The 16,245-nt window shown below is 35.7% G+C and carries 19 protein-coding genes; 6 read left to right on the forward strand and 13 right to left on the reverse strand.

What is annotated here, in order from left to right; translation table 11 throughout:
- Nucleotides 1-384 carry a DUF2750 domain-containing protein gene (locus WFH39_RS15960; protein WP_336690599.1) on the forward strand — a complete coding sequence of 128 codons (384 nt, stop codon included), beginning with the start codon at nucleotides 1-3 and terminating at the stop codon, nucleotides 382-384.
- A gap of 70 nt (nucleotides 385-454) precedes the next feature.
- Here WFH39_RS15960 and WFH39_RS15965 read toward each other — a convergent pair whose 3' ends face one another.
- Entirely contained in the window at nucleotides 455-664 is a 210-nt protein-coding gene (locus tag WFH39_RS15965) for a hypothetical protein (RefSeq protein WP_336690600.1), read from the reverse strand.
- A gap of 169 nt (nucleotides 665-833) precedes the next feature.
- Between WFH39_RS15965 and WFH39_RS15970 the strand changes: the two genes are divergently transcribed.
- A complete protein-coding gene (locus WFH39_RS15970; protein WP_336690601.1) occupies nucleotides 834-995 on the forward strand; it encodes a hypothetical protein in 162 nt (53 codons plus the stop codon).
- A gap of 149 nt (nucleotides 996-1,144) precedes the next feature.
- Here WFH39_RS15970 and WFH39_RS15975 read toward each other — a convergent pair whose 3' ends face one another.
- The 7 genes from WFH39_RS15975 to WFH39_RS16005 are packed head-to-tail and all read right to left on the reverse strand — an operon-like array spanning nucleotide 1,145 to nucleotide 6,175.
- On the reverse strand, nucleotides 1,145-1,804 hold the full coding sequence (locus WFH39_RS15975) for a DUF3164 family protein (RefSeq protein WP_336690602.1): 660 nt from the start codon (nucleotides 1,802-1,804) through the stop codon (nucleotides 1,145-1,147).
- Between the two features lie 19 nt (nucleotides 1,805-1,823).
- Nucleotides 1,824-2,021, reverse strand: a complete 198-nt coding sequence (locus WFH39_RS15980; protein WP_336690603.1) for a hypothetical protein — start codon at nucleotides 2,019-2,021, stop codon at nucleotides 1,824-1,826.
- A gap of 3 nt (nucleotides 2,022-2,024) precedes the next feature.
- The gene (locus WFH39_RS15985; RefSeq protein ID WP_108410302.1) at nucleotides 2,025-2,324 is read right to left on the reverse strand and encodes a hypothetical protein; all 300 of its coding nucleotides are present in this window, start codon (nucleotides 2,322-2,324) and stop codon (nucleotides 2,025-2,027) included.
- Nucleotides 2,325-2,337: 13 nt separating this feature from the next.
- Nucleotides 2,338-2,952, reverse strand: a complete 615-nt coding sequence (locus tag WFH39_RS15990; protein ID WP_108410301.1) for an ATP-binding protein — start codon at nucleotides 2,950-2,952, stop codon at nucleotides 2,338-2,340.
- Nucleotides 2,952-3,875, reverse strand: a complete 924-nt coding sequence (locus tag WFH39_RS15995; protein WP_336690604.1) for a hypothetical protein — start codon at nucleotides 3,873-3,875, stop codon at nucleotides 2,952-2,954. The genes WFH39_RS15990 and WFH39_RS15995 overlap by 1 nt, the downstream gene beginning before the upstream one ends.
- A gap of 20 nt (nucleotides 3,876-3,895) precedes the next feature.
- Nucleotides 3,896-5,947: a hypothetical protein gene (locus tag WFH39_RS16000; protein ID WP_336690605.1), complete on the reverse strand. Its 2,052-nt coding sequence runs from the start codon at nucleotides 5,945-5,947 to the stop codon at nucleotides 3,896-3,898.
- A gap of 33 nt (nucleotides 5,948-5,980) precedes the next feature.
- The gene (locus WFH39_RS16005; RefSeq protein WP_108410298.1) at nucleotides 5,981-6,175 is read right to left on the reverse strand and encodes a hypothetical protein; all 195 of its coding nucleotides are present in this window, start codon (nucleotides 6,173-6,175) and stop codon (nucleotides 5,981-5,983) included.
- Nucleotides 6,176-6,254: 79 nt separating this feature from the next.
- Between WFH39_RS16005 and WFH39_RS16010 the strand changes: the two genes are divergently transcribed.
- The 3 genes from WFH39_RS16010 (at nucleotide 6,255) to WFH39_RS16020 (ending at nucleotide 9,719) form a co-directional block, all read left to right on the forward strand.
- On the forward strand, nucleotides 6,255-6,968 hold the full coding sequence (locus WFH39_RS16010; protein WP_256038255.1) for an XRE family transcriptional regulator: 714 nt from the start codon (nucleotides 6,255-6,257) through the stop codon (nucleotides 6,966-6,968).
- 823 nt (nucleotides 6,969-7,791) lie between these two features.
- Nucleotides 7,792-8,760, forward strand: a complete 969-nt coding sequence (trpS, locus tag WFH39_RS16015; RefSeq protein ID WP_336690606.1) for a tryptophan--tRNA ligase — start codon at nucleotides 7,792-7,794, stop codon at nucleotides 8,758-8,760.
- Nucleotides 8,761-8,792: 32 nt separating this feature from the next.
- On the forward strand, nucleotides 8,793-9,719 hold the full coding sequence (locus WFH39_RS16020; protein ID WP_336690607.1) for a zeta toxin family protein: 927 nt from the start codon (nucleotides 8,793-8,795) through the stop codon (nucleotides 9,717-9,719).
- A gap of 176 nt (nucleotides 9,720-9,895) precedes the next feature.
- On the opposite strand, the gene WFH39_RS16025 is transcribed toward WFH39_RS16020, so the two are convergent.
- The 5 genes from WFH39_RS16025 to WFH39_RS16045 form a co-directional block, all read right to left on the reverse strand.
- Nucleotides 9,896-10,591, reverse strand: a complete 696-nt coding sequence (locus tag WFH39_RS16025; RefSeq protein ID WP_336690608.1) for a YjjG family noncanonical pyrimidine nucleotidase — start codon at nucleotides 10,589-10,591, stop codon at nucleotides 9,896-9,898.
- A gap of 203 nt (nucleotides 10,592-10,794) precedes the next feature.
- Nucleotides 10,795-11,385: an RNA polymerase sigma factor gene (locus tag WFH39_RS16030; RefSeq protein WP_214587541.1), complete on the reverse strand. Its 591-nt coding sequence runs from the start codon at nucleotides 11,383-11,385 to the stop codon at nucleotides 10,795-10,797.
- 192 nt (nucleotides 11,386-11,577) lie between these two features.
- A complete protein-coding gene (locus WFH39_RS16035; protein WP_336690609.1) occupies nucleotides 11,578-12,069 on the reverse strand; it encodes a hypothetical protein in 492 nt (163 codons plus the stop codon).
- An 82-nt stretch (nucleotides 12,070-12,151) separates the two neighbouring features.
- A complete protein-coding gene (metK, locus tag WFH39_RS16040) occupies nucleotides 12,152-13,432 on the reverse strand; it encodes a methionine adenosyltransferase (protein ID WP_214587543.1) in 1,281 nt (426 codons plus the stop codon).
- A 240-nt stretch (nucleotides 13,433-13,672) separates the two neighbouring features.
- The gene (locus tag WFH39_RS16045; RefSeq protein WP_076396233.1) at nucleotides 13,673-14,623 is read right to left on the reverse strand and encodes a LysR substrate-binding domain-containing protein; all 951 of its coding nucleotides are present in this window, start codon (nucleotides 14,621-14,623) and stop codon (nucleotides 13,673-13,675) included.
- Between the two features lie 132 nt (nucleotides 14,624-14,755).
- Here WFH39_RS16045 and WFH39_RS16050 point away from each other — a divergent pair, with 132 nt between their 5' ends.
- A complete protein-coding gene (locus WFH39_RS16050; RefSeq protein ID WP_336690610.1) occupies nucleotides 14,756-16,243 on the forward strand; it encodes a catalase in 1,488 nt (495 codons plus the stop codon).
- Nucleotides 16,244-16,245: the final 2 nt, after the last annotated feature.

Consider the following 16,245-nt stretch of genomic DNA (forward strand, 5'->3'; position numbering starts at 1 on the left):
ATGAATCAAAAACAGATAGAAAATATTTTAAAGCTTGAACCACAAAAAAGATATGAATATTTTATTAGGAAAGTAGCAGATTTTGAAGAATTATGGACGATTGTTGATGAGAATGGAGATTATGCTTTGTCAAGCGTTGATGATAAAACTTTAGTTTCGTTTTGGTCTGCTGAAGAATTTATTGGATCAAACTTAGACGATGAATGGAGTAATTGTAAAACTTTAAAATTATCCCTTGATGATCTCACTGACGAAGTTTTACCATATATTGCTGATAATGACTATTTAATGAATATATTTCCGATTAATGGTCGATCAGGGTTTATAGTAGATTTGGAAGAATTTTCAAGAGACTTTACAGAAGAATTGAAAAAGTATGAATAATTGACATTTGAAAAAAGGCTGTCCCGCATTTATTATTAACAAAACTTAAGTATGCAAAGCTCAAAGCCACCTATTTGGTGGCTTTGTTATTTTGCAGCTCAATTCTTTCTTTTTCCAGAACTTCCGCCATTATTTTGGCTTGTGCAGTACAGTCTTTTAATTCGGCTTTTAAGCTATCAATTGTTTTGTTTTTAGCTTGCAGGATTTCCTCTGTTTTCTTTTGTTCCATACAGGAAAAAGAAACTACAGAAAGAAATAGTAAAAGAGATAATTTCATCATTGTAATTTTAAGATACGGCTAAGATAGATAAAAAATCACTCCCTTATTATGCAGTAAGGAGTAATTTATAGCAGAATCTACTTGCTTTATATAAAAGCTTCAAGTTATATTTGCTTTAATAAACACCTCAATATGAGGGATTTATTTTTATTAAACAAGAAAGGGAATTATGAGAACAGCGGTTTATTTCAATCAGGCTAAAAATGAAACCTATGAGCTGGGAGGAGTTGCAAATATGCAGCATGCGTACGATCTATATAAATTTGTTTGCAGTAGAAATAACTGGAACCCGACAATGTTTACCAATGATGTTATAGTAAAATTGAAGTAGGAATATTCAACATAAATAAAATACTCCCTTATTAGCTTTGTCAATAAGGGAGTTTATTTTAAATCAACCATTATTATTGTATTTATGGTATTCTAATTTTGATAAATTCGGGATTTTCCCGATAATTTTAAACGTTGAAATTGTAAGTGTTACAGAGCCGAGAAGTTGAGTTCTATCCTTTCAAATTTACCCTCTTCATTCTGTTTCTCGAAATCATATTGGTAGCCTTTCAGGAAATTGCTATAACTCTGTTTTAAAAGCCTTAACCCTTCTTTCCATCTTGGATCATCAAAACGCGTTTCATGGCTTAGTAAATTCATTACACTTGCATAGTCCAGATCACCTTTTTTGTTTTTTACTAAAAATCCGATCAGCATTTCAAATAAATCCTTGTCCCTCTTTTTCACAGTATCATACAGGAACGCGTGAATCAGCTCCAAAGCCTTTGTACTTCTTTCATCCCAAGTGGGTTGTGTATCGCGGCGGCGTTTAATTCTGATCGTTTTATCGCTGTGCATTAAGGTAAAGCCGCCTTTAGAATTGCTACGGATTTTTCCGTATTCATTTAATTTCTCCTGGTGTTTTTCCATCTTGGCATGAGTAAGCTTTTTCAATAAACACGATTTGCTTTCAACTTCAAGGGCTAAGGCAATCAATTCTCCCATATCACTGTCTCTTTCGGCTTCATAGGCGCGTTTTTCTTTTTCCTGTTGTTCTACCTCCATTTTTCTTTTATGGTTAAGCACCGCTTCCATTTCTTCTGCAGACAATTCGTTAATTGGTCTTTCTAAAAGTTCATTAATATTCATAATTTGTTATTTTTGATAATTAGTTCTTTTGTATTAAGTTGTCGATTTTCTCCTTTTTTCCGTCGCGTTTTCCATCTTCATACCCCTTATCGTAGGCTTTCTTTGATTCGTCGTTTAAAAGGGCTATATTCTTTTGATGAGCCTGTATTTGCTGCGAGACGCTTGTTGCCAAAGTGTAATTTTTTAAAATCTCGTCCAATAATTCTGTGGCTTCCATGTCCTAAAATATAAGTTTGGTTAAATCCGGCTTGTATTCCGGGAAATAGTTTAAATAATTTTCAGCTTCAACCCACAGGTCTAACTCCGGATCATGGAAATACTGAAAGCGGTCTTCCCCATAATGCATCACCGGTGGTTCCCAGTTTTCGTTGATGATCCACTCATACGCTGCCAGAATTTTGGGCGTTGTAGAGTTAAATTTCTCTCCTCTGTACAAATGGATCCTTACCCTTTCGCTCCAGTCTAAAAACCTGACAAGGCTGTCCAGTTGTAGAATTTTTAATAATATGTCTTTGTTCATTGTCTTTCTTATTTTATTTTGTCCCCCAGTACAGGTTTGCTTTTTCTTCATTGATCATTAACGTGCCTCCCGGACATCTCCCGGAAATAATGGCTTTTAGCCCTTCTGCCTGAATAATGATTTTAGCTAGCTTTCTCCATGTTGTTGCCAGAGCATTGTCCGGCAGTCCTTTCACTTCGTGGCAAACCATTATTATTAATTTATTGGAATGGTTCTTTTTCAATTCTGATACCATCTTCCTTGTGATCTCGTCCCTGTAAATGGTTGAATTATCTATAAAAATGATTTTAGCGCATTTCCGGGAGCTAAAACGAGCCTGAAGCTCTGCCCACGGCTCGTAATCTATAATGTGAAATTTTTTGTCTTTGTCTGATAATCCCGCAAATTTCATGGCGGCGATAATGTCCTTCGATAATCCTTCTTCTGCGGATACATAAAGCACTTTTCCAAATGTGGTAAGGTATTTAGCCAGCATCATGGCGAAAGTTGATTTTCCGTTCTTTTCTCCTCCACCCAAGTACCAAAAACCGGTGGTTTCCGGTTTTCCAAAAGCTTGAAGCCAAAGTCCAGTAAATTCAAACAGTTTAAACACAATGGAAAACGCTTGTTTTACTGATAGTGCCTTCATTATTCCCTGACCTTTAAGAGTGTTTCTAAATATCTGAGTGATTTGATACGCCCGCCCTGTTCCCCTTTTTGCTTTCCTTCAAATGGATTGGCGACTTTGACCATACATTTTTTGACCACTTCGTTAACCTCATTTTTATTTTTCAGGTTTACATAGGCTACATCCCCGAACAGCTTTAAATAAAATTCTTTTCGTTCCTCAGGATTTTTCGGAACCAGTGTTACGAAGTCATCGGAAAGGCGGCTGAATATTTCTGCAAAGCCCACTTTATGATTGTTGATTCCTTTGGTAATTTTTGCACGTAACCCGTCAGCTCCCATTGCATACCAAGTGCAGTTATGCTTGGTGGCGTTCATGATCCCTTTTAATTCCAAATAGGCATTGTATTCTAAATCTCCGAACTCATCCACGCAGACAAACGGATTTTCAATAATATTCAAGGCATATTTTACCGTTTCCAGGATGTCATAATATTTTCCGGTGGTATCGCAGCCTAATGCTGCAGCCAGTTGCTTTACAAAGCGTATTTTAGTCTGCGACTGGGAACAATCCACATAAAACGCATTTTTCATTTTGGAGACAATATCCATTGCACAACGTGTTTTTCCGATCCCGCAGTCATCAACCAAAATCATTGATGTTTTTGTAGCCTGACAAAAATTGAAGTTGTCTTCCATCGCAAGGTAAACCTCTGTTTTCACCAATTTCATTTCGTAGTCATTCTTTGCCGTTTGGAATTTGCTGCCTATATTCAGCCATTGTCCCAATGACAAAATATTCTCAATCATACCATCTTTTATCTGACCGTAAGCCATGCTGTCGATACCCAATGATTTTGCGTAAGCGGTATCTGTGCCTTTGAATTTTTCCCTGCCCTTAAGTACTGCAGTACGGATGTTCTGTTTTTGTTCTAATGTTATCATATCAATTTATTTTTGATTTGTTAAAAATTGGCTGCCCAACTTCTCACGGTTGATGTATTCGAGTTGTGGTTGTAGCTGCTTTCCTCAGCGTCTGAGAACACCTCCTCCGGGGTACTGTTATTAGGCGTATATTTTTTTCGACCTGCAATCTGAAATTTATTGTTCAGTGTTTTTTTACGGTGGTCAATAATTAAGACCTGATCAATTTCACGTTTACGTTGAGCCATGAATTTGTTAACAGTGTTCTCGTATGCACTCATTAATCTGCGGTTCAACTCGCCCTGCTCATCTCTTTCATGGATTGATCTTGAATATTCCGGCTGGGGAACCAAATCACAAAGCATCAAATCATCATAATAGATCATCGCTTTTAAAACATTCCCGTCGTTTCCGTCAAGCCAGTAAATCGTAAACTCTTTGCCATTAACATACTTCAGGAGCCTTATTAAATCATCACTCAGCGCAATTTCACCATCCAGCCCTAAAACAAACGTTGTGTTTCTGAATTTGATAATTCCGGCATTACAGCTTGATGTTTCTGTTTTACCAATGTGAGGTAGTATTGCCGTCCAATTGGTAGGCTGTGTATTTTTATTCTGCATTTCACAAAATACTTCCCATCTTGTTTTATCGGTATAAACGGAATGAGGCATATTGTTCCACGTTTCAATATCGCTGAGCGATTGGTCTACAATCGTATCAAAAGGGATGATGATTTCTTCTTCTCCGCTTTTCTGATTTTCTTCTTTCAGGGCGTATGGTCTTGCCATCCATCCTAAGCGGCTTTTTTCGTGGCGGTATCTTAATTCCTCAAATTTTCGCTCCACAACTTTTGACCTTGCACGGTTCTTATAGATGTTCACTCTGTCAAACATTGCCCCATTACGTAAGAAAGTGTCCTTAAATCCGCTGTTTAGTGAACTTTCGCATTCCAACCCAAGCGGAAGATTGAAGCCCCATTCTGAGTAGTTTCTGACCATTTGGCGGTAAAACTCGATAATGATCCCTTTTTTATCCTTCCCCCAAACCCAACACGTCCATGCTTCGCTTCCCACATCAATACCCATATAGAACCAGGGACGTTTCCTGTTTTCATTATACATGAATGGAGGCTGCCTGTCATCTATGGAAATCAGGGTTCCCGCTTCTTTAATTTTCGTCAGCTTATGTGGAGGAGTGAATTCCTGTATCAATTTCTGACGGTCACCGGAACGCTTGGCAAAGGTTCCGATCTTGTTTTCCCATTTTCCAAGCCATGCAATAATTGAATTATCGGACATTTCCCTGAAATTCGGGTTGGTACGGTCGTACTGCTCTCCGGTTTCTTTACTGATAATATCCAGTTCACCGTTTAAAAAAGCCTGATACTGATCGGCGACCTGAGTCCGGGAAGGTTTATAGTCCTGTCCTGCAAACATATCATTAAGTAAAGCCATCATTTCGCCCGTCATTAATTTTCGGTTCTGGTTTTTCAGTTTGCCGGAAATCAGGCTTTCAAAATTGAGTCCCTCGTCAAAAGAATGAAAGAATGGTTTCCAAACCCGGTCAAAGCCTCTATGGGATGAAGGGATGGTGTGGGTAGTATTGTATACCTTTGGCAGAAACTCATTAAATGTCGTAACATCGGTAATGATAGAGGGCATTAACCCGCGCCCGGATGTTTTTCTTAATTTTTTCCATTCGGTTAAACGCGCCTGTCTTAATCTTTCGGCTGCAATAAGCACACTGGCGTTGGTGATATATTCCTCTTTAAAACTTTCTTTTAACGGTGTGCCGTCCTCAAATCTGAAATCGGTATAGTAACGTACTGCTGTGGCATCAAATTCAAAAAATGAAAGTAAAGGGTGTCTCATTTTGCGCGGATCGCCCATGCTTTCCTGTACATCTTTTGAAAGGCTGTCAAAGTCAATATACATCTGTCTGCCATTGCCTCCCTTCTGAACTTTTTTAATTCCGTAAGGTAAATCTTTGTATCGGTGGATTTCAACTTTAAGCGCGCTAAGGGTATTGTAATATTTTGGTATTAATTCGTCCTTTGTAACAACTAATATATTTCCCCAATTATGTGGCATAATCTCTTTTTTTAACGTGTTAATAAATCTATTCTAATCTATTTGTAAGTTTTTTCTGTAGTCTAATACAAATTTCTTCCGGTTTTCTTGTATCATACCCATTGCTTTTACTGCGGCTTTTTCGTTCCGCTTGAATCTCTTACGGGCTGCGTCTGAAGAAACACATAATAATTCTCCAAGCAGCTGATAGTCGCCATAATAAATTTTTTCTTTTTGCTTATTTTCCATGATAAATCAAATTTTTGTTATAAATTTGTTCAAATGTCCTGACAAATATATACAGAACTTTCTTAATAACAAAATTAAAATGAAAGAAAATACAGATGTTTCTTCAAGATTGCAGAAAATGCTTGATTTTATCGGACTTAACGCTCCTGAATTTGCTAAGAAATTAGATTACAATAGACCGCAGACTATTTATGATATCCTAAGCGGTAAAGCAAAACCGAGTTTTGACTTCTTTCATAAGCTTGCTAATTCAGAATATTCTGATTTATTTGATTTCAAATGGTTTGTTGATGGAAAAGGTGATATGATCAAAGAAGAACCTATTATAACGCCTTTGAGTATCAATAGAAAGACAAAAGACGGAATTATTGAAAATCAGGAAGTACCCTTTTATGATTTTTCGGCTGTGGCAGGGCTTCAGGCATTGTTTGACAGCGGAGCTCCTCACAAAGCACTGCAAACCATTAAAATTCCCAATCTTCCAAAATGTGACGGGGCTATTAATGTAACCGGTGACAGTATGTACCCGCTTTTAAAATCCGGTGATATTATTCTATATAAGCAAATTACGGTGGATGATATATTTTTCGGTGAAATGTACTTGTTAAGTATCCTTACTAAAGGGCAGGAGGAGTATGTAACAGTCAAATATGTACAGAAATCAGAACTCGGAAATGAATGGGTGAAATTGGTAAGCCAAAATCCACATCATCAACCAAAAGACTTTAAAATAAAAGACATTACTGCCATTGCATTGGTAAAAGCAAGTGTTCGATTTAATACAATGTTTTAAATTGTTGATAATCAGCAAAAGGAACTTAAAACCAGATGTCCCTATACCCCCTTGAATAATTCAAAATGATGCTTTTTTTGATCTTTTTTAACCCTTATATACATCTGAATCCGGTTAAAAAAAACGGGTTTTGTAACCCCAACTGTAACCCCAACTGTAACCCCAACTCAAAAAGCATCATTTTAAGGGCAAATCTACAAATACAGAAAATCCAGTATTATTTTCCTCATCAATATGATCAGATATTTTTATTTCAACACACGAAAACGCCTTATTACAAGGTTTTTATGTAGAATAGTAAATTTGTTTCTATGAGAAAATAAAAAGCCCCGAAAAGGGGCTGTATGATGGCGGAAATCTCTTTTTAATAGTAATAAAATGGTAGCAAATAGTAATTTTTCGGCGTTTCGTTTTTTTCAACCCGAGGGTTAAACACACCCAAAATCCTTTTATTAATGGGGTTTTTCAGCTTTTTTTACTTACTAATCATTTTCGCTTTTTCGTTTTAAGGGGAGTAGATTTTTAACGCAAAGTTTTTAATTAGATAATAATTACTTTTCTAAGTGTGCAAAGAAGCACCAACAAGTTGATTTGATGAAGCTCCGTTTTCAAGCTCTGCGCAGCAAATTTATTTGCCTTTGAATCCTAAAAATAATACGCTTTGAATAAATCTTTGCGTTTAAATTTTCCAAACACAAATAACGTTAATGTTTTCACGAATACCACAAACAATAAAACATAAACATCTGTGCAAATTCATGGAATCTGAGGGAGAATTGATTAAATTTGCAGTTCATTAATTTTTAAATATAAACTTTAAACAATGTCAAGAATTCTTACCGGCATTCAAGCCACCGGAACACCTCACTTGGGAAACTTGTTGGGTGCAATTATTCCTGCGATAGAATTATCGAAACAGGAAGGAAACGAATCATTTTTATTCATCGCGAATCTGCATTCTTTAACGCAGATTAAAGACGCGAAAGAACTGAAACAGAATACCTACGAGATTGCTGCGGCTTGGCTTGCTTGTGGATTAGATACCGAAAAAACATTTTTTTACAGACAGAGTGACATCCCTGAAACCTGTGAACTTTCTTGGCATTTATCATGTTTTTTTCCTTATCAGAGATTAACTTTGGCGCACTCATTCAAAGATAAAGCGGACCGTTTGCAGGATGTAAATGCCGGTTTGTTTACGTATCCTATTTTAATGGCTGCAGATATTTTGTTATACGATGCGGAGATTGTTCCGGTAGGAAAAGACCAGCTTCAGCATTTGGAAATTGCGCGTGATGTCGCTTCCAGATTTAATAATCAGATGGGTGAAGTTTTTGTTTTGCCTCAATCTGAACTTCAGGAAAACACAAAGTACGTTCCCGGAGTTGACGGACACAAAATGTCTAAATCGCGAGGAAACATCATCAATATTTTCCTGCCTGAAAAGGAACTGAAAAAACAAGTGATGAGCATCGAATCAGATTCTAAAACTTTAGAAGAGCCAAAAGATCCGGAAACGGATAAAACTTTTGCCATCTATCAGTTAATTGCTACTCTGGAACAGACTGAGGAACTGAGAGCGAAATATTTAGCCGGAAACTTTGGTTATGGTCATGCAAAAAAAGAACTTCTGGATCTTATTTTAACAAGATTTGAAAAAGAAAGAGAACTTTTTTCTTATTATATGAACAATCTTGATGAACTGGAAGCAAAACTTCAGGAAGGTGCAGCAAAAACGCGAGTTATTGCTACGGAAACGATTAAGAGAGTGAGAGAAAGTCTGGGAATTTAATATTTTTGCTATTTTAGTATTAAAATTAAACTATGAGCCAAAATCTTTCACGTTTATTAACAAATAATAATGAAGTTGAACATTTTTTAAGCAATGTTTTGAATTATAATCTGAGACACGATCCAGAAATTATTAATTTGATAGTTGATGGAGAAATGGGTATCAATACGATAAATATTGCCCAACAAACTTTTTCTTCGAGTAATTACAGACATATACATTATAAAACGGATGAAAAAAGATGGGAATTAAGAAAAGAAATTATTTCTGAGTTAACTACGCTAGAAAGATTAGATTCTGATGATAATATTTGTTTAGGAAAAGGAGGTGCTCTTCCTAAGACACCACTCAAAAAGAAAAAAGAATGTTTTATTGTAATTGGTCTTCCTGCTTCTGGAAAATCTGGATTTTCTGATAAACTTGCGGATAAATATGGTTCTATTATAGTAGATAGTGATTATGCAAAAAGAAAACTCCCAGAATTCACAGCACATTTATACGGCGCTTCTCTAGTTCACGAAGAATCTTCCCAAATAACATATGGTTTTAATCCTAATAGCATGAGTCTTGATTGTTTATATGACACTTGTATTATAAATGGATATAATATGGTAATACCTAAGATTGGAGATGATCCTGAAAAAATATTAAATTTTACTCAAATCTTAAAAAAACTAAAATATAAAGTTAATTTAGTATTAATCTATGTTAGTAGAAAAAATGCAACAATTAGAGCGATTAATCGTTATAAGCAATCTAAAAGATATGTACCATTAGGACTCATTTTTGATGGATATGGTAATAACCCAATATTAACCTACTTCTATTTAAGAAGTAAGTATAATCATTTATTTAATAGTTTCACTCTTATTGACAATAACAAAGAGCCATTTATTGGAGATAAAACAGGATCTAAAATTTTGAATTTAAAATTAAAAGACCTAAATTTAACATTATGAAAAATAATTCGATCAAAAGAAGAGCCTATTCTATTAGAATTTCAAATTTGCAGAAGACTTCCGAGAAAAGAAAATCCAGAAGATTTTTGGGTTATATGAAAAGTATTGATAGTAAAGAATTTGATCTTATGATAAGATCTACTGAGAGGTTATTAAGATTAAAAAAAATCAAAGATTTACAAAAATAAAACGATTTCTGTAAGTCTTTTAATGACCTTCAATCCAATCTCTTTATTTTTTTCCTTTAAAACATCAAAGAAAATAACATCCATACCAAAATTCTGAGCGCCAACAACATCTGCAACCCAGTCATCGCCAATTAAAATACTGTTTTCTTTCGTGGCATCGGAAAGGTTCAGAGAATATTCAAAAATTTCAGGACGTGGCTTTCTTACTCCGACTGTATCTGCGCTTGTGATGGTCTGAAAATATTTATCAATGCCGGATAAAATACATTTTCTCTCCGTCACTTCTTTAAATCCGTTGGAAATAATATGCAGTGTGTAACTTTTTGCTTTAAGATAATCCAAAATATATTCTGCACCTTCTACTAGCTCATTATGATTGAGAATTTTATCTAAGAAATGTTCCTCGAAATACATTGATAATTCCGGATCATCAACACCAAAATGGTTAAAGGTATCATAAAAACGGTGTTTTCTCAGATATTCTTTATCAATAATTCCGTCGCGGATGTCTTCCCAGAGTTTTTCATTGATTTCATGATAAACAGAGTGGAATTCTTCAAACCTGATATTGTACTTTAACCCGATTTCTTCTTTCTCAAAAAGATCTTTTATCGTTAAATACGCATTGCGGCGGTGATCCCAAAGTGTATTATCAAGATCAAAAAAAATGTGCTGAATTTTCATACAGCACAAAATTAATAATTTTAATTTTTGGATACAGGATAATTCTTGCCTTTGGCTTTCACTACCTCGACGCTCTTTGAAAAGTTGAGTAAAAACTCAATAGTTTGTTTCTTAGGTTTCAAAGCTTTCACTTTTAAGGAATCATTTTTTTTCATAGGCGAAAATGTTTTTCCTTAAAAACGGGAATTTTCAGAAATTATTATTTATCTAGTTAAGATAATATTATTTTCATCCATGATTTTTCTCAGGTTGATTAAAGCATAGCGCACTCTTCCCAGTGTAGTATTGATACTCATGTCGGTATGATCCGCAATTTCTTTAAAACTTAACCCGTCAAAAAATCTTAGTTTAATTACTTCCTGCTGGTTTTCGGGTAAAAACTGAAGCATTTTTAAAAGATCTTCCTGAATCTGATTGGTTACAAGCTGATCCTCGATATTTTCGGAAGGCTCTCTCAAAAGATCAAAAACAGAATATTCGTCCGTTTCAAAAGTAGTTTCTGAAACTTTCATATTTTTAGATTTTAACCTGAAATGATCGATAATAAGATTATGGGCAATTCTTTTCGCCCAAAGAATGAATTTTCCTTCTTCGTTATAGCGTCCTTCCTTCAGCATAATGATAATTTTCATGAATGTATCCTGAAACACATCATTTGCTAAATCTTCATCATTAATTTTGTAAAAAATGAATGTAAACAACTCTCTCTGATGGCGGTGAATAAGGGTAGACAACGCCTCTTCGTCTCCTTTTTGGTAAAGGGAAATTAGTAAACTATCCGATTTTGATTTCATAACTTCTTCTCAATAAATATTGCTGACTGTAATTCCAGATATTTTATCTGGCTTCAGCTGTAAAAACAAAACAATTCTTCAGAGTAAAGTCGAATCAATAGGCGGATACAATTTTTCTATGGTGTAAATATAATAAATTTTTAATAACTGTTAACCATTTATTAACTTTTTACGAGAAAAATTTAAAAAAATCTACTTAAACATATCGTGAATGAATACAGTAGGGATATTTAATGTAAAATTAACATTTACCCCCTTCAGTTCCTTACCATTTATTCCGCTGTTTCCGATCGGGAACGCATATCCTCCCGTAAGATCAAGAATCCCGAAAAGCGTTACACCTACCTTCGGAGCAATATATTTGTTGGTTCCTTCCGCTCCCATCAGAAAATAGTAAGAATGATTGAAATCTACATTTTTTTCAAAATTTAACAGAACATCGGCTGAAATTTTAGGCATGACAGCAAATTGGGAATGCGCAGAACCCATTAATGCGGAAGCTCCCAAACGGTAAATAACATCATCATTTTTTAAGAAAAGCAGCTTCCCTCCTATTTCCCCGAAACTCTGGTTCTGGTATGTATATCCTACACTTATCATTTTATGCACGGTTAACTGGGCTTTAGCAAATGGACTCAGGAAAAATACGGAAAGGATTGCGATTGCAAATCTGGCGTTTATCATCTTCAAATTTATTTAATGTAAAAATAAAAAAAACTGCCTTATCAAAAGATAAAGCAGCTATTTATATTGTATAAGTTTAAAATTAAATTCCGAAAGAAGCTTTAATTTCTTCTACTTTGTCTAATTTTTCCCATGTAAAGAACTCAAGGTTTTCCAGAGTAAGCTCATTTTTATGACCTTTATTGAAAGTTTTGCTGGCAACATAATGCTCTTTTCCCATGTGTCCGTAAGAAGCCGTTTCCTGATAGATCGGGTTTCTTAGTTTTAAGTTCTGCTCGATTGCGTAAGGTCTCAAATCGAAGATTGTTGAAACTTTTTTAGCAATTTCTCCATCATTAAGATCTACTTTTGCCGTTCCGTACGTGTTAATGTACAATCCGCATGGTTCTGCAACCCCGATTGCGTAAGAAACCTGTACCAAAACTTCATCAGCAACTCCAGCAGCCACCAGATTTTTAGCAATGTGTCTTGTTGCATAAGCAGCACTTCTGTCTACTTTTGAAGGATCTTTTCCAGAGAATGCCCCACCTCCGTGAGCTCCTTTTCCTCCGTATGTATCTACAATGATCTTTCTTCCTGTAAGACCTGTATCTCCGTGAGGACCTCCGATTACAAATTTACCGGTCGGATTGATATGATATTTGATCTGATCGTTGAATAACGCTTTAATTTCTTCAGTCTGTAAAGCAACTACTCTAGGAATCAGAATATTTTTGATGTCTTCTCTGATTTTGTTCAGCATTTCTTCTTCAGATCCAAAATCGTCATGCTGTGTAGAAACTACGATAGAATCGATTCTGATCGGCTTATGATCGTCAGAATATTCAATAGTAACCTGGGATTTTGCATCAGGACGAAGATATTTAATTTCTGAATCTTCTCTTCTGATCGCAGAAAGTTCCTTAAGAATAGTATGTGCAAGATCCAGAGCTAAAGGCATATAATTTGCCGTTTCGTTGGTTGCGTATCCGAACATCATTCCCTGATCTCCCGCTCCCTGTGCATTCGCTTTAGCTTCGAAAGACTCATCCGTTACCACTCTGTCTACTCCCTGATTGATATCCGGAGACTGCTCATGGATTGCAGAAATAACGCCGCAAGAATCTCCGTTGAACATATACTCTCCTTTTGTATACCCGATCCCATTGATTACCTCCCTCGCGATCGTCTGAACATCAAGATAAGCATCAGATTTTACTTCACCCGCTAAAACCACCTGTCCTGTTGTTACAAGAGTTTCACAAGCTACTTTTGAGTTTTTGTCGTATGCTAAAAAATGATCGATTAATGCGTCGGAAATCTGATCGGCAATTTTGTCCGGATGTCCTTCTGAAACAGATTCAGATGTAAATAAATAAGACATATTATTCTATTTGTTTTTAGATTAAAAAAATATACGAAGAAAAATAAGAATAAATTGTCTAATGAAGGTCTAAAAAAGAATACTGTTTTAGCATATTTTTATAGAGGTTGCAATCAGGTCAAATTTTTCCTCGTTCGTAAACGTTGGCAAATTTAAGTACTATTTTTTAATACTCAAAATTTTTGTTTACTTATTATCTCTTCTTTAAATTGATGATTTGATGACATTTAACATAAAACACTATTGCGGTTTTATGCTTACAAATTCTTTCGGATTTTCGTGATAATTCAGTTTTTTCTCTAATGAATTTCTGATAGAATGCGATAATTCATCAATAATTTTCTGCTTAAAGGTTGGTTTGTAGTAAATAATGCTGATTTCTCTGTACGGGAAAGGCTTCTTAAATCTGAAAACATTCTCCTTCTGTACATCTGAAAGCTGATTAAGAGCCAACTCAGGCAAAATACTGATTCCTCCCACTTTATCCACCATATGAACCAAAGTCTGGATATTAGAAGCTAGAAAATCTAAGTTTTTAGGCTTCAAAGTATTTTCTTTTAAATGACAGATATTTTCGAACTGGTTTCTCAGACAGTTCCCTTCTTCAAGAAGCCACACTTTTTCTACATTCAGTTCTTCCGGAACGACATAAGAGTTTTTCTTGTTGGCTTCTTTCTCAGAACTGTAGATCATCAATTCTTCATTAAATAAGAAATCCTGATAAAATTCATCTGCCGCATCGTAAGGGGTAGAAATAATTCCGGCATCCAACTCCCCTGCTTTCAAAGCTTTGATGATGTTGTCCGTTGTCATTTCTTTTACATTCATCTGGATTTTCGGGTTTTCTTCCAAAAATTTGAAGATTTCCGTAGGCAGGATGAAAGAAGAAACGGTAGGAATGATTCCGATATTGATGGTTCCTCCTAAAATATTGTTTAAAAGATTGGCTTTATTTTTAAGTTCATTGACAGATTCTATAATCACCTTCGCCTGATCGATGATCTGAAGCCCCACATCTGTGGTACGGATCGGGTGCGTTGTTCTGTCGAAAACCTTCACATCCAGTTCGTCCTCAAATTTCTGTATCATTGCACTTAATGTAGGCTGCGTAATGAAGCATGCTTGAGCCGCTTTCCCAAAATGTTTGTACTTATCAACCGCGATAAGATACTCGAGTTGCTGAATGTTCATCTGATTAATATTATCTATGACAAAGATAAAATGTTTTTGCCATTTGCAATTAAAAATTCAAGTAAATTTGATATTTAGTACCTTTACATAAACAAAAGCAGTTAAAAAATCATTCACAAAAATCATAAATCTATGGATTCTAAAAAATTAACCTTAAGTAACGGCGCTCCCTATTACGAACATCAGGATTCACAAACAGTCGGTCCGAGAGGTCCGGTACTGCTGCAGGACTTCATTTTGCAGGAAAATCTTGCTCATTTTGTAAGAGAAAGAATTCCGGAAAGAATTGTTCATGCAAAAGGGACGGGAGCTTACGGAACGTTTACGGTTACCCACGATATTACCCAATATACAAAAGCAAAATTATTTTCTAAGGTTGGCAATTCATGCAGAATGTTTGCCCGCTTTTCCACAGTAGGCGGAGAAAAAGGAAGTGCAGATACGGCAAGAGATCCTAGAGGTTTTGCTTTAAAATTCTACACAGAAGACGGAAACTGGGATCTTGTTGGAAACAACACGCCGGTTTTTTTCATCAAGGACGCCAAAAAATTTCCTGATTTTATCCATACCCAGAAAAGAGTTCCGAAAACCAATCTGAAAAGCGCAACCATGATGTGGGATTTCTGGAGCCTGAATCCTGAATCTCTTCATCAGGTTTTGATCTTAATGTCAGACAGAGGAACACCTTACGGACACAGACATATGCACGGTTTCGGTTCTCACACATTCTCTATGATCAATGCTCAGAATGAAAGAGTCTGGGTGAAGTTTCACCTGAAATCCAAACAGGGAATTAAAAATTTCACCAATGATGAAGCGGTAAAAATGGCAGGAGAAAATCCAGATTTTGCGCAGGAAGATCTTTGCAACGCGATTGAGGAAGGAAATTTCCCGAAATGGACGATGTACATTCAGGTAATGACAGAAGAACAGGCAAGAGACTTCAGATGGAATCCTTTTGATATTACCAAAGTATGGTTCCAGAGCGATTTCCCGTTAATTGAAGTCGGAGAAATGGAACTGAATGAAGTTCCTGTTAATTATTTTGCTCATGTTGAACAATCTGTTTTCTCTCCGAGTAATTTAATCGACGGAATCAGCTTTTCACCCGATAAAATGCTTCAGGGAAGATTATTTTCTTATCCGGATGCGCACCGATACAGAGTCGGCGTAAATGCTCATCTGCTGGAAGTTAACAGATGTCCTTTTGCAGTTAATAATTATCAGAGAGACGGATTTATGGCAGATTCAAGCCATTATCAGGACAAGCCGAATTATCATCCGAACAGTTTTGATGATATTAAACCGGATCCTGCTTATAAAAGTTTCGAATATGAACTGGACAGTGCACATGTAGCAAGCTACAACAGAAACGAAAATGATGACGATCATTACACCCAACCCGGATTATTATACACAAAGGCAATGAATACTGAAGACAGACAAAACCTTGTAAATAACATCGTTGGAAGCATGAAAGGAATTATAGGACCCAAAAGAGACGAGATCATTAACAGACAGTTATGTCATTTTTTCAGAGCCAATATTGAATTGGGCATGAAGGTAGCTTCTCAATTGAATGTGATTATTGATGCAAATATGATGAACCACACGAAATAAGT

Origin of the sequence: Chryseobacterium sp. MMO-72 (genome assembly GCF_037146035.1) — a bacterium.
GTDB classification, from domain to species: domain Bacteria; phylum Bacteroidota; class Bacteroidia; order Flavobacteriales; family Weeksellaceae; genus Chryseobacterium; species Chryseobacterium indicum.